The organism is Nostoc sp. C052, from assembly GCF_013393905.1.
In the GTDB taxonomy this organism is placed as follows: Bacteria; Cyanobacteriota; Cyanobacteriia; order Cyanobacteriales; family Nostocaceae; genus Nostoc.
Map to the genome: position 1 here is coordinate 2,929,443 of NZ_CP040272.1, position 13,516 is coordinate 2,942,958.

The window sequence follows — 13,516 nt, forward strand, 5'->3', positions numbered from 1 at the left end:
CAAACATACTTCCTGGCGTAATTACTTTAATACAGTTTTGTCTAAACCTATAATTACCGTTCGCCTGATTACGCGTGACGAACTTCCTCAACTTCTGGCGTTGTATCACCACCTAAACCCCATCGATGCCCCTCTACCTGCTAAAGATGTTTTACAATCCATCTGGGATGCGATTTTACACGATCCCCGTTTGTATTACATTGTCGCTGATGTTGATAATCAGTTAGTCGCAACGTGTAACTTAACTATTGTTCCCAACTTGACCCGTGGCGCACGTTCATACGGCATTATTGAAAATGTAGTCACTCACCCCGATTATCGACGACAGGGATTAGGTACGCAAGTACTACATTATGCCTTAACTTTGGCATGGCAGCAGCAGTGTTATAAAGTAATGCTTCTGAGTGGCTCAAAACGCGAAGAGACTTTGCATTTCTATGAAAAAGCAGGGTTCAAGCGTGGGGTAAAAACCGGATTTGTTGCCCTTGCTCCAGAGGAGTTGTGAGCCAGGTTGATACAGATGAGACATCTGTTCCAAATCCTAGTCTATCTTTGGATTCCTTTTCATAAAATCGTCTTTTGCAAACAACTTAATTCTTAGCCAAAGAATTCAGCATAATCAGGCTCGAAATTTTTGATTGCGATCGCCAATTTCCAGTCTAGTATTTGCAAATTTTCCGGCAGCGACAACTATCTAAAGAGTGAAAGTTTTTCCTCAAAGTCTAGTCTTGAGTTAGTTGTATAGTCTCGATCAAAGATTAATAATAAATTATATTACCAAGACACATTTTATTTCTTAAATCTTGCTAAAAATCATGATGCATTGAGCTTGTCAAATGGGTTTCATATCGAGGCAAACCAAATAATCATCTGGATATTTGTATTTACTTAACCTTGCATCCAGTATTTTCCAATAGTCAACCGAAGAAATTAAAAAGAGGATATTTCCATGTCTAGTTTGTTTCGTTGGTCATCAACAAAAGTTGCTTTTCTAGTTCTGGGAATGACAGCTGCGACAATAGCTCCCATCGTAATTTCTGCCCCAGCTTCGTCTCAAACTACTGTTCCATCCACTACTCCATCTGCGACACCAGCACCAACTTCAACAGTTAACTTGTCTGATGTCTCCTCAGATTATTGGGCGCGTCCTTTCATTCAAACCCTGGCTGACAATAACATAATTGCTGGCTTTCCTGATGGCAGCTATCGGCCAAATCAACCTGTGACTCGTGCTGAATTTGCCGCCTTGATTCAAAAAGCTTTCAGTAACCAAAATCGAGTTCGGCAATTAAGTCCAGGTGGGTTTAGTGATGTTCCTGCTAACTACTGGGCTGCTTCTGCAATTCAAAACGCCTACGAAACTGGATTTTTGGCAGGCTATCCTGGTAACGTGTTTAAACCAAATCAAGAAATTCCTAGAGTGCAGGGGATTGTTTCTTTAAGTAGTGGCTTGGGTTTGTCTGGTGGCGATGCGAATACTCTCAGTAGTTTCTATAACGACGCCTCAGCTATCCCCAACTATGCTGTTAATAGTGTGGCAGCAGCGACACTAGGTAATCTTGTTGTGAATTACCCGGATGTGAAACAACTTAATCCGCAACAGTCTTTAACTCGTGCTGAAGCTGCGGCACTATTATATCAAGCTTTAGTTAAGCAGGGAAGGCTACAACCTATTGCTAGCAATCTTCCAGCTAGTCAGTATGTTGTCGCTGGAACTCCAACTAGTACTGATATTGTTGCTCTTGCTGCATCTAGTAGTTCTTTTACAACTCTGACTTCTTTATTAAAGACATCGGGTTTAGCGGATGTTCTTCAACAGGCTGGCCCTTATACAGTTTTCGCTCCCACCGATCAAGCATTTGCTGCTTTGCCTGCTGCTACTTTACAACAGTTACAGCAACCAGAGAATAAAGAAGCATTGATTAAGATTTTGAGATATCATGTGGTTCCCGGTGCGGTAACTGCTAGTCAACTCTCGTCTGGGAAACTGGAAACCGTTGAAGAAAAACCTGTAAATATTCAAATCGATCGCGCCAACAATCAAGTCTCGGTCAATAATGCCAGAGTTCTCCAGGCAGATGTTAAAGCTAGCAATGGTATTATCCATGCAATTAACCAAGTCTTGATCCCGCCTGATGTTAACATCAGTCAGTTAAATCAACCGCCAACAGGAAATAATGGTACGCCTGACGTGACAGTAGGTAGAGCTACTCGTGGTGGCAGAAGCTATGTCGGAGTTGCTGGCAATATTGGTTTGACCGGAGACAGTACAGCTTTAGGCGAGGGTAACTTTGCAGTGATTAGCAAAGTTGGTCTGACACGTAATATATCAGTGCGACCATCGGTAATATTTGGGAACAATACACTGTTTCTAGTTCCCGTGACTTTGGATTGGTCTCCTAGCGCAGCAGGTTCAGTGGGTGAGGAAACGTTCTCTATATCTCCTTATGTGGGTGCTGGTGTAGCTATTGCCGCTAATAACAATACTGATTTTGGATTACTGCTAACTGGTGGTGTAGATGTTCCTCTCGGTTCTAAATTTACGCTAACGGGTAGTGCAAATGCTGCTTTTGTCGATAATACTGATGTAGGAATACTATTAGGAGTTGGCTACAACTTCTAAATGAAAGGGAGTTGGGAGTGGGGAAACTAAGCCGCTTAACATCGGGCGGGGTTTCAACTAATATGCGATACAAGGATTTTATCGCTTACGTTAACATCGGGCGAAAGCGTGTAGCGGGACGAAGTACGGCTTTAAACCTTTTTCCTTGCTCATATATTCCCTACTCCCGATTCCCGATTCCCTACTCCCCGCCCCGTTCGCCTAGCCTCTCCAAGAGTTGGGGCAGTAAATAGCTGTAAGTTATTCCCAGCATCAACTCTCTGTCGCCAACCAAGCACGTAAAACTTCGGCTACTGTCCATGCTTGGGCAATACATCCCCGTGGAGTCATTGGCGCATCACCATCAAAAATTTCGCTGAGACTACCAAGACCGTGGGCAGTGAGATGATTAGCCATTGGTTCCAAAAATTGACGAGCCTGTTCAGGGTTTTTGTAGACGCGCAGGTGTGCTAAGACAAATGGCCCCAACAACCAGCCCCAGACGGTTCCCTGATGGTAAGCTCCATCACGTTGATACTGATTGCCACCGTATTTTCCCTGGTACTGGGGATGGTCGGGAGCTAGCGAGAGTCCTTCCCTTCGGGACGCTGCGCGAACAGACACGCTACGCGATCGCAATCCATGAGAAGTCAGCAGCATTCGCCCACAAGCCTCCACCACACCCTTTTGCTGGGCAGGTGTCAGCGGACTTTCTGGTAATGACACAGCAAATATTTGGTTAGGACGCAACAACGCATCATCACCATCAGGACTATCTAAAACGTCATAGCAATAACCTGTCTCTTCATTCCAGAAGCGAGAAAATCTATACTTAGCCCGATCGGCCATTGCCTCATATTCTTGGTGTGGTTTACCAAGATGACGGGCAAACTTTGCCATTGTCCGTAAAGCATTATACCAGAGGACATTAACTTCAATTGGTTTGCCAATTCGGGGCGTAACCACCCAATTATCAACCTTGGCATCCATCCAGGTCAGTTGTACGCCAGCAACGCCAGCATAAAGTAAGCCATCGGCTGCATCAAGGTGGATATTGTAGCGTGTACCGCGACAGTGCCAATCAATGATATCTGCAAGTATGGGAAAGAGTTCACTAAGCAAATTATCATCGTCTGTAGCACTGTAGTAGGTGCGGACTGCTTCAAAATACCAGAGAGTGGCATCGACTGTATTATATTCTGGTTGCTCACCCGCATCGGGAAAGCGATTAGGCAGCATACCTTGGTCTACATGTCTGGCAAAGGTGCGAAGAATTGAGCGCGCTATCTCTGGACGACCAGTGGAAATTGTCAAACCAGGTAGACTAATCATAGTGTCGCGTCCCCAGTCGCTAAACCAGTGATAACCAGCAATGATGGTTTTGCCGTAGGGGTCTTCTGGCGCTGGGCGATCGACAATAAACTGGTCAGCAGCTAGTACTAAATGGTTGATCCAGCTAGGTGATTCCTTAGTTTTCAGGGGTCGATTAGTTTTCCAAAATCCCGTTAATTTCTGCTCTTGAGCGCGACGTAACTTCAGCGCAGCTTCGCCATTGAGATTTGGTTGTTTTTCTGTGCTGGCTAGAAAGGCGATCGCTTCCCCAGGATTCAGTGTAACTTCAAAGGTGGCGGCGTGGAGGTGGTCTTCTTTGTCGCTCAATCCCCGATAGCGTTCAACTGCTAAGTCAAAGTCATAATACCAATTGTTGACAACAGATATACTAGCGCGTGAATCGCTCACTAGATACAGTGGTACAGCACCCGGATAAGCAGTTACACAAATCCCCTGTTCCACCTCCTCAACAGACATTTGCCAACCATTGCTTTGAGTATCGCTGTGATAATCGCGGTAGTTGACCATTGATTTCAGTGTCAACTTCAGCGGTTGAGTGGCACGACGCAGAGTATATTGGACATAAGTTGTATTCGCGCCTTGTTGCATCCACACCCGTTTTTCTAACAAGGCATCGGCAATAGCAAAACGCCATACAGCAATTGTACCTTCCAGAGAAAAACGCTCAATATGTTTATAACCGTCGGGACTGACAATACCATTTGCCCAACGATTGGCATGTAAAGGATAAGAGCGGGTATCATACAATACAGTTTCATCTAGTTTTGTCAGCATTAAAGTGCGACCCAAAGGTGGTTTCAATGCTGCTACTAGTAGTCCGTGATAGCGGCGGGTCAATAAACCAGCCACAGTCCCAGAGGCGTAACCACCAATACCATTGGTAACTAACCACTCCCGTGATTCTGCAATGTCAAGATTGCCGCAGATTTCCCGCCCAAATTCTATACACATAAGTCACGTCGCTTTGCTCTAAATTCAAAATTAAGCTTTTCTCTCTGCGTTTTCTATGCATCTGCGATTTAAAAGTAATTTATTGAACCACAGAGGCGCAGAGAACACGGAGAAAAGAGAAATTATTGTCTAAAAATTTTACCCACCAAAGGGCTACTCTAACTTTTGTGAGGTTGGGGATTTATCCTCAGTTATTTGAGATTCATTCACTAGAGGATTGAGGACGACTTCATTAGCTACACTATCAGCTTTCCGGGCGCGAATTGCTGGACGCGATCGCTTGTAACCAGCTCTTTCAGCCTTTTGGTGTTCGTAATCAATCAATCTGCCATAATATTCGTGCTTGCTTAAATTCATCGACAAGAAAATATGCTGGCGGATATTACCAAAACCTTTGCGGTTAAAAAACTTTAATGCTGAAGTATTGGTGGGGTCAGTGTCTACCAGCATAAAACGCGCGCCATCTTCAATCATCCGAGCGACGACTTTATCAACCAATTTGTCTGCTACTCCTCGACGCTGATACTTCGGGCTAACTCCCAGCCATAAAATATATCCATAAGTCCAAGATGCTTTGGTGATGATGGTTCCCAAAATGAATCCGGCTAATTCTCCATCTGTTTCAGCCACAAGGCAATATTCTGGATCGGTATTGTAAAGTCCAATCACCTCCCATTCATCCCAGGTGCGGTACAAATAAGGATATAAATCGCTGGTAAATAACCCTTCTCCCAAGTGGTAAACGGGAGCAATGTCATCAATTCCTAATTCACGGACATAAATGGCTTCAGTTTCGTCAAAATTTTTCATAACTATGGATGGAAGTTGTGATTCTTTAATATAGATATTTATTTAATTTTAACGATACCGATATAGCAATTTTCAACTGCGTAGGATAGAGATCATTGTAGGGTAGCACAACTGTGCTAACCCATCTGTGTATTTAATTCAGATGCAATCCATATAAAAATTTAATAGATAAAATTTTATTGTATCTATTAAATTTGTATGTATGACTGGCTTGAAAAAGTGCAAAACTAAAAAATGAATAGTATTGATTTAAGGTAAGCTTCACTCTTGTGTCTGCTCTTCTTTATCAGTTGTTTGCTCAGAGGATTGCCTAAGTTTTTCTACCTGTGATACAGACCCAAGTAAGTTGGTACTAGCCTGTATTGCGTATTCTTTCAGACTATTTTCACCGTGTTGTACTAAATATTCAATTCTTTCAATCAAAATTTTTAATTGTCGATCAGCTCTACTATGGAAAAAAGTTGGAAAATTGAACAATAAATTTCTAACTTTTTCTTGTTGCTCTAGTATACTAAAAAATCTTTCTGAGGTTACTACAGCAATAAACTTACATAAATTTATGTGAGTTTCTAGTGCAGATTCTTCATCGAAGAAATTGAAAATCCCAGGTAACTGTATTTTTGTTCTCTCAGTTAATCTCCAAAAACTTCCATGCCAAAAGCCAAATAAAACGCATAAATTTCTATCTAAGCAGGATTGTTTTATTGCTATATCTGCAAGTTTACCAAGAGCATCAGCTGCATCATAATGTTTTATTTCTAATAAAATTAAAGATATAACAAAATCCCATTTAGCTGATTTTTGTTCTCCTGTTAATATCCGTTTTCCTACTTGTAACAAACTATTTATACAGCTACTATCTTTTTCACTAAGTAAGAAACTTACCGAGTGAACAACTTCCAAATTATCCAACGCTGCTAATACCTGCTCCATTACTATCTGTTTGTTAAGCGTATTAAGAATGTTTTTGATTTTCCAAGATATTGGTTCATCTCCTTTTATTCCTATTTCTTCAGACAGGGATAAAAGTTGATTTATCACTTCTTTTTGAATTAATAATCCAGGATTTTCAGCAGCAGCTAAACAATTTCCTGCTAATATGACTGCTTGTGAATTATTGGTTTGAATCAATGCTTTTAAAATATTTTCTACAGAATCTTTTGAAGCAATTCCTGCATAAAGGGCCATAACCTCTGACCATTGAGGATTTGACCACTGAGAAAAGAGAAAAAAGCGATCATAATTTTTAGCCTCTTCTTTATAGTCTCCTTCCTTAATCGAAAGTGCAGCTAGATATTCTTGGAATGTTAAGTGAGAAAAGCCATAAATACCTGGTCTGCGTTCTACTAACAATCCGCTTCTATCTCGAATATTTGCTAATATTTGCTTTACATCAGCTTTTTCGCCAACTTCATCAAGGGAATTTAAAAAAGACTGCTCAATCTTACTTTCTTCAATTTCAGCTACACCTTCAACTTGCATTTCAATAGCTAACCGACGCAGCAGTAACATCTTGCGAGGAAGTGGCAATCCTAGAATAGCTTCTGGGAGCCCTCGTTTTTGATCCCAATGAAATAGTAAGCCTTCAACGCACCTTTGGTACAAAACTACTCGGCGATTAGGTAATTTGCCACCTTCATACTTTTGCACCAAGCAAAGTGTGGATAGCATTAGAGGGTTTGCAGCAATTCGTCGGACATAAGGGTTACTTTGAGCGCTTTCAACTAGTGTTAAAGCACTGTTGGTACTTGCTTGCTCAATTTCCTGTGGAGATTTACTTTCAGATAATTCGATAGCTGTTGTCCAACGTTGAACATATTCATGAATTTGGTCTGAGGTGAAGTTACAGAGTGTAACTTCGGTGAAACCTAGTTTTTGAAATTCTTCTGATTGATAGCCAGCAGGTCTTGAAGAAATGACATATCTCGAATTCGGATACATTTCCACAAAAGCCGTTATCCATGCCATTACTGCTTGACGCTTGTCTGGTATGACTTCATCAAGTCCATCAATTAAAAGCAGAACTCTACCTACTTCTAACTGACGTTCCAAAAAGCCAGGACACTTATCAGATAATACTTGATTCCCTTCAGCAGCTTGTAGTAACTTATCTGCTCCTGGTAAGTTCTTGAAATCTAACTCTCGGATTTTCACAAGAACAGGTACTACACCCTTGGTTTCACCAAATAAAATGTCACGGTTCGCAGCAACCAAAAGGAGATGTTGTAATAAAGTAGTTTTTCCACTCCCTGGCAAACCTACAATCGCACATTTTTTGTGTTCCGGGATAAATGTTTCTGCTGGTATTCTCTTATCTTCACTTTCTCCACGGGATATGAAATTTTGTCTTTCGTCTTCAAGCGAAATCAAACATTCAATTTGTTGAGTTTCAGTTTCTTGTTCCTGGAATAATTTGCTTATACTAATAACATCAGGCTCGACAAAAACTGTTGTTAAATCTAGAGAAACACTAGAAGAGGCCCGTAAGGTAGAAGCGTCTATCCTAGCAAGTTTTCGTAGTAGATATGATCTGTAATATAGATTCTCAAACTTTTCATCATAACCTTCTCCACCACTTCCAATTTTATCAATAATTTCGTTTAATTTACCTAAAATTTTGTCGATTCCCTCAAAATTTCGTTTCCAACCTTCTTTTTCCCAATCAGCAAAACTCAATGCAACTTCACAGAGTCTTTCTGCTGATACTTGGAGAGCTATTCCAAATAGGTACTCTAATTTCTCTTCTCTAATGGACTGAGGAATAGGATATTTCTCTAAAATCTGGTCAACCACTTTTTCTGGTTTCAGCGATGCTGATGCAAGTAATTCCGCATTTATTTGTGATGCATTGATTGCTTCTTGGACTTCGTAAATAATTAACTCTACTCGACTTTCACTTAATTTTTCACTTTCAAAGTAATTATTTAGCAATTGTCCTGCGACATCAGCACACTCGCCTATCTTGCGTTCTACATTTCTCTGGTTGAGAAAATTACCAATCTTATCTTTGACTGGTGCTAAAATTACTCCCCCTAGAAGCTTCTCAAAGAATCCGATAGAACTATCTAGCATACTTGTATAGATATTATATTTTTTGTAAATTGTTACAAATTTATATTGGTTGTATTTGTTAATTAATAACAAATTTTCAGCTATACATATAAATTAACTGCATTATTGTAACATAAAAGATATTGACAAAGTAAATACATATACATAAATTTGTACAAAAAAGTACTGAAGTATTTATTACATAATAAAATTTGTACGTAAATTGTTACTTACAATAATCGATATTCATCGAATATCAAAGTGAGATTTCCTGAATACTGTCAAAATTTGGCAATGAGTCTTTCACTGCTTCTTCAGTAGCTTGGATGCGGTCGCACCTCTTGGCAAATTGACAATAATCACAGTTTTTACTACCCTCCACAACTTGCGGAAACTGTTGGTTATTTTGGTAATTTTCTAGCCAATTAGTTAACTGGCTTAATAGTTGATTAAGTTTCTTTGTTGTTTGTGCGTGTTGAGCATTACTGTAATTAAATTTAATATTTTGGGGTTTGCCTTCAGATTGGACAAACCAATAAGTCATGGAAATCTTTTCTGGCAAATAGTCGCTAGTTTCTGCCAATACATACAGATAAAGCCGTGTTTGCCAGTTGGATTCTAACTTGCGTTTATTGGGTGGCTTTGGATAAGTTTTCCAGTCGAGAATTTGCGCTTGTTGGTTATCTGCAATCAATAAATCATAGACAACTATCAGCAAATAATCTTGAAGTTGCAGAGTGCGATAGTGTTCACTTTCACGGAAAGTTTGATTATCAGATGCAGCCGTTAAGATTTCTGGGGCTGCATCGGCAAAACCTAGCATCCAGCTTTGCAATTGAGCATCTGCTTGCAGGAAACTATCAATAGGCAAACCCATTTCTCGCTGCTGCATTAGCAAGTGAAAGCGACTACCTAAAGTTAGCCGTTCTTCTTGTTCTGGATTTGAGGGCGAATTGAGTTTTTCTAAGTAGGTATGTTGAAATTTACGCGGACAAACTTCTAGTAAGTTAAGTTGTCCTTGAGACAGTCGCAATATTTGAGTGGAAGTTGATAGCATTCTTCTATTTTAGCTATTTCACCGTAAGCCTCCCACGGATATAAGATAGATGTGTGTTCACTTTCTCAATTCTGGTAACGGGGTTGAGAAAGTCAGCATTAGTTGACCATAATTTCTGGTATGAAAATATACTAATAATTTATACTCAAATGCTGAAAAACGGAGTTTTGAGCATTAGATGAGCATCTGAGAGAGTCAAAGCTGAAAGTGCTGGTGTTATGTCGGTTTATCGTAATCTGCAAGAAACTCATTTAAATCGTGCCCGCGCCAGTCTCAGACAAGCGCTTTCTTGGTATGGATATCTTCGTAAGTCAGGACAGTTATCATCTAACCCAGAATTGCTAGGGTTGGTGAAACCAGAATTAGAAGCTTTGAATGCCACACTCAACAAGCTAGATTCTAACGTGATTAGAATTGCTGTCTTTGGTTTGGTGAGTCGGGGAAAGTCAGCAGTTTTAAATGCCTTGCTGGGAGACAAGATTTTGCAAACTGGGCCCCTGAATGGTGTCACTCAATGGCCCCGTTCCGTGCGTTGGCAGCCTGGTGGCAAGGTACTAGTAGAGTTAATTGATACGCCTGGATTAGATGAAATTGAGGGTGAGTCACGGGCGGATATGGCACGAGAAGTAGTGCATCAGGCGGATTTGATTTTGTTTGTCGTGTCTGGTGATATCACACGCACTGAGTATCAAGCATTGCTGGAATTGCGGCGATCGCAAAAACCCCTGATTTTAGTATTTAACAAAATAGACCTTTACCCAGATACAGACCAGGGAGTAATTTACCAAAATTTGCAACAACTGGGTGCTGGACATCCCGAAGCGAAACCTCTACTACCTGATGAAATTGTTATGGTGGCGGCGGAACCAGCAGCAATGGAAGTGCGGGTAGAGTGGCCTGATGGGCGTGTCAGTTATGAATGGGAGACACCACCACCGCAAGTAGACGAACTCAAAGAGACAATTCTGAATATTCTGAATCGGGAAGGGCGATCGCTCCTGGCTTTAAATGCACTCATCCAAGCACGAGATGCAGAAGCCGCGATCGCTCAAAAAACTATCGATTTACGCGAGCAAGAAGCCGAAAATATCATTTGGCAATTTACCAAATACAAAGCTTTGGCAGTAATGCTCAATCCCATCGCCTTCTTAGATATCCTGGGCGGAACAGTTGCCGATTTAGCTTTAATTCGCGCTCTCGCTAGATTGTATGGTTTACCAATGACTAGCTATGAAGCCGGGAAAATTTTAAAAACGATTTTATTTAGTTCTGGTGGCTTGCTACTGGGAGAATTAGGTAGTAGTTTTCTTTTGGGTTTAGGTAAAAGTACGGCAGCAATAACTAGTGGTGACAATCCCAGCAATATTACTGCCTTTGCTGGCAGTGCGATCGCTCAAGCTGGTATTGCTGGTTATGGCGCATACTCTGTTGGTAAAGCCGCCCAAGTTTATCTCGAAAAAGGCTGCACTTGGGGGCAGTTGGGCGCTAGCAGTGTCATTCAAGAAATTCTCTCTCAAGTTGACCAAAATACAATTCTGTATCGTCTGAGACAAGAATTAGGCATAAAATATTGAGAATAAATAAGAATTGTTTCCCCATTGTTACCGTTTATAAGTGTTTATCAACTTCTATCAACCTCCTCTGACAATTGGCTGACATTCCCAATTTGGGATGCAAGATTGAGAACATGACCACCTCTACTAGTGATTACAACTAGTGGAATTCCCTTACCTTTTTGAATCAAAGATGACTAGAAGGTAATTCCCACTCAATTTTGCTAAAAAGATGGCGGTGTTTACCACTACCTCTTGTGGGAAGCCTATCTAAACTGGAAATGTGAGCCAGCCCGGTCTTGTTGCTTCAACAAAGAGGGACTGGCGAACCCGGAGGGTGAGCTTCATAAGGTCATTGAAAACTCGCAGTTAATATCTCTGTCTGTAAATTAAAGGTGAAAGTATCATGACAACAACCCTAAATTCATTTGAAACTGCTGGGGCCGCAAATCTTGAAGAAGCTATTATTGAAGCGATTGCGGAAGCGCGGACAACTTGCGAGTTAAATGGTAGTAATTCGGCTGGTTGTGCCGTAGCCTGGGACATTGTGGAAGAATTACAAGCTGAAAAAGCCGATCAACAGCAAGCAAAATCAAAGCAAACCTCTTTGGAAAATTACTGCGATCGCCATCCAGCTTCAGTAGAATGTCTAATCTACGACGTTTAACAAGAAAGAATTCAGGAGTCAGAATGGGCTAAACGCCCCGCTACCGCTAACAGTATGAATTGGAGTCCGAGTGCAGATGAATATCTGGGTTTAAGTCCCCCAATAATTGATTCTGAATTCTTCTTTAACTTTTCCGTAAATTAGTTGTTGCTGATTGCGTTATTTGCTTAATTGCCTCTAAATCAGGTGATGGTGTTTCACTTTCCATTCCTAACCACAAAAGATATTCGATATTCCCAGCAGGGCCGGTGATCGGCGACCAAGTTAAGCCTTTGTATTTCCATCCTAACTCGTGGGCTGTTTGCAACACTTGGAAAATGGCATCAGCTTGGTCGTTTGGATCGCGCACAACACCTTTTTTACCCACACGGGATCTGCCAACTTCAAACTGTGGCTTGACTAACAACACGGCTTCTCGGTTGGCTTGAGTTAGTTGCCACAAAGCAGGCAGAATTTTAGTTAAAGAAATAAACGATACATCAACTACCGCCAAATCAGGAATCGCGTCATTTTCGCCATATAATTCATCTGGTTGTAGTTGCCGTAAATTGGTGCGTTCCCGCAAAATAACTCGTGGATCATTTCGCAATCGCCAGTCAACCTGTCCGTAACCGACATCAATACCGTAAACTTTTTTTGCTCCTGCTTGCAAGAGACAATCAGTAAAACCACCAGTAGAAATCCCACCATCTAAACAAATGCGCTCGACTACAGGAATGGCAAATACTGACAAAGCTTTGGAAAGTTTTTCACCACCTCTAGAAACAAAAGGCGATCGCTCTTTAATATTTATTTGAGCTGCAATATCAACTTCAGTACCAGGTTTATCAACTAACTGCTGATTAACAGTAACTTCCCCCGCTTGAATTAGCCTTTGTGCTAAGGCGCGAGAAGAACATAAATTAAGTTCTACTAATAGTGTGTCGAGTCGCTGTTTAGCCAATTAATTAGATTCTCCTGGTAAGATTAAAGCCAAAGCACGATTGATAATTTCTTCTTGGTTAACCAGCTTTTCTAATTCTTGGACTTCATAACGACCTTCTTCTACTTCTAAGGAAGCCTCATCAATGGCATTTAAATAGGCTTCTGCTAAGATTTCCAACAATTCTTCTGGCGTGAGATAATAGCCTCCAGCTTTGCGTCGCTTATTTTCTCGTTGAATTTCCCGAACCGAATTGCGAATAGAGACTTCCCAAGAGCGAGTAGTGCGATTTTCAGCTTGTTGTTTAATCAGATGCAACAGCAAAATAACTGCATAGCTACGAATCGTCTTGATGATGTCATTTCGGCTCATTTCCGTTAATTCTTCAACTATAATCAATGCTCCTTGAACATCGCCCCTAACAAGCAAGTTTTTTAGAGTTAATAATTCTTCCATAATCAGTGCCTTAAACATCGGCAATTTCTATTGTGGCTTATGGAGGTTCTAGTTTATATAACATAAGCTAATGTATTTAATGTATGAGCGATCG

General features: G+C 40.9%; 10 protein-coding genes. 4 read left to right on the forward strand and 6 right to left on the reverse strand.

Going from position 1 to position 13,516, the window contains the following annotated elements:
* Positions 1–37 precede the first annotated feature (37 nt).
* Together FD723_RS11695 and FD723_RS11700 are read left to right on the forward strand one after the other, a co-directional pair.
* Positions 38–505, forward strand: a complete 468-nt coding sequence (locus tag FD723_RS11695) for a GNAT family N-acetyltransferase (protein WP_256875149.1) — start codon at positions 38–40, stop codon at positions 503–505.
* A gap of 444 nt (positions 506–949) precedes the next feature.
* Positions 950–2,623 carry a fasciclin domain-containing protein gene (locus tag FD723_RS11700; RefSeq protein WP_179065493.1) on the forward strand — a complete coding sequence of 558 codons (1,674 nt, stop codon included), beginning with the start codon at positions 950–952 and terminating at the stop codon, positions 2,621–2,623.
* A gap of 252 nt (positions 2,624–2,875) precedes the next feature.
* On the opposite strand, the gene FD723_RS11705 is transcribed toward FD723_RS11700, so the two are convergent.
* The 4 genes from FD723_RS11705 to FD723_RS11720 all read right to left on the reverse strand — a co-directional run bounded on the left by FD723_RS11705 (position 2,876) and on the right by FD723_RS11720 (position 9,824).
* The gene (locus tag FD723_RS11705) at positions 2,876–4,906 is read right to left on the reverse strand and encodes an amylo-alpha-1,6-glucosidase (protein WP_179065494.1); all 2,031 of its coding nucleotides are present in this window, start codon (positions 4,904–4,906) and stop codon (positions 2,876–2,878) included.
* A 153-nt stretch (positions 4,907–5,059) separates the two neighbouring features.
* Positions 5,060–5,716 (reverse strand): GNAT family N-acetyltransferase, encoded by a 657-nt coding sequence (locus FD723_RS11710; RefSeq protein ID WP_179065495.1) that lies wholly within the window; start codon positions 5,714–5,716, stop codon positions 5,060–5,062.
* 261 nt (positions 5,717–5,977) lie between these two features.
* The gene (locus FD723_RS11715) at positions 5,978–8,788 is read right to left on the reverse strand and encodes an NACHT domain-containing NTPase (protein WP_179065496.1); all 2,811 of its coding nucleotides are present in this window, start codon (positions 8,786–8,788) and stop codon (positions 5,978–5,980) included.
* Positions 8,789–9,023: 235 nt separating this feature from the next.
* The gene (locus tag FD723_RS11720) at positions 9,024–9,824 is read right to left on the reverse strand and encodes a PD-(D/E)XK nuclease family protein (RefSeq protein ID WP_179065497.1); all 801 of its coding nucleotides are present in this window, start codon (positions 9,822–9,824) and stop codon (positions 9,024–9,026) included.
* 218 nt (positions 9,825–10,042) lie between these two features.
* On the opposite strand from FD723_RS11720, the gene FD723_RS11725 reads away from it, so the two are divergent.
* Together FD723_RS11725 and FD723_RS11730 are read left to right on the forward strand one after the other, a co-directional pair.
* Entirely contained in the window at positions 10,043–11,398 is a 1,356-nt protein-coding gene (locus FD723_RS11725; RefSeq protein WP_179065498.1) for a GTP-binding protein, read from the forward strand.
* A gap of 385 nt (positions 11,399–11,783) precedes the next feature.
* On the forward strand, positions 11,784–12,044 hold the full coding sequence (locus FD723_RS11730) for a Calvin cycle protein CP12 (RefSeq protein WP_179065499.1): 261 nt from the start codon (positions 11,784–11,786) through the stop codon (positions 12,042–12,044).
* A 124-nt stretch (positions 12,045–12,168) separates the two neighbouring features.
* Here FD723_RS11730 and FD723_RS11735 read toward each other — a convergent pair whose 3' ends face one another.
* Both FD723_RS11735 and FD723_RS11740 read right to left on the reverse strand, forming a co-directional pair.
* Positions 12,169–12,987 carry a TlyA family RNA methyltransferase gene (locus FD723_RS11735; protein ID WP_179065500.1) on the reverse strand — a complete coding sequence of 273 codons (819 nt, stop codon included), beginning with the start codon at positions 12,985–12,987 and terminating at the stop codon, positions 12,169–12,171.
* Entirely contained in the window at positions 12,988–13,422 is a 435-nt protein-coding gene (locus FD723_RS11740) for a DUF29 family protein (RefSeq protein ID WP_179069119.1), read from the reverse strand.
* Between the last annotated feature and the right edge of the window lie 94 nt (positions 13,423–13,516).

Bases quoted from the DNA above. Each gene is read 5' to 3' on its own strand.
- FD723_RS11700 (WP_179065493.1), top strand. From the start codon at position 950: ATGTCTAGTTTGTTTCGTTGGTCATCAACAAAAGTTGCTTTTCTAGTT.
- FD723_RS11705 (WP_179065494.1), bottom strand. From the start codon at position 4,906: ATGTGTATAGAATTTGGGCGGGAAATCTGCGGCAATCTTGACATTGCA.
- FD723_RS11710 (WP_179065495.1), bottom strand. From the start codon at position 5,716: ATGAAAAATTTTGACGAAACTGAAGCCATTTATGTCCGTGAATTAGGA.
- FD723_RS11715 (WP_179065496.1), bottom strand. From the start codon at position 8,788: ATGCTAGATAGTTCTATCGGATTCTTTGAGAAGCTTCTAGGGGGAGTA.
- FD723_RS11720 (WP_179065497.1), bottom strand. From the start codon at position 9,824: ATGCTATCAACTTCCACTCAAATATTGCGACTGTCTCAAGGACAACTT.
- FD723_RS11725 (WP_179065498.1), top strand. From the start codon at position 10,043: ATGTCGGTTTATCGTAATCTGCAAGAAACTCATTTAAATCGTGCCCGC.
- FD723_RS11730 (WP_179065499.1), top strand. From the start codon at position 11,784: ATGACAACAACCCTAAATTCATTTGAAACTGCTGGGGCCGCAAATCTT.
- FD723_RS11740 (WP_179069119.1), bottom strand. From the start codon at position 13,422: ATGGAAGAATTATTAACTCTAAAAAACTTGCTTGTTAGGGGCGATGTT.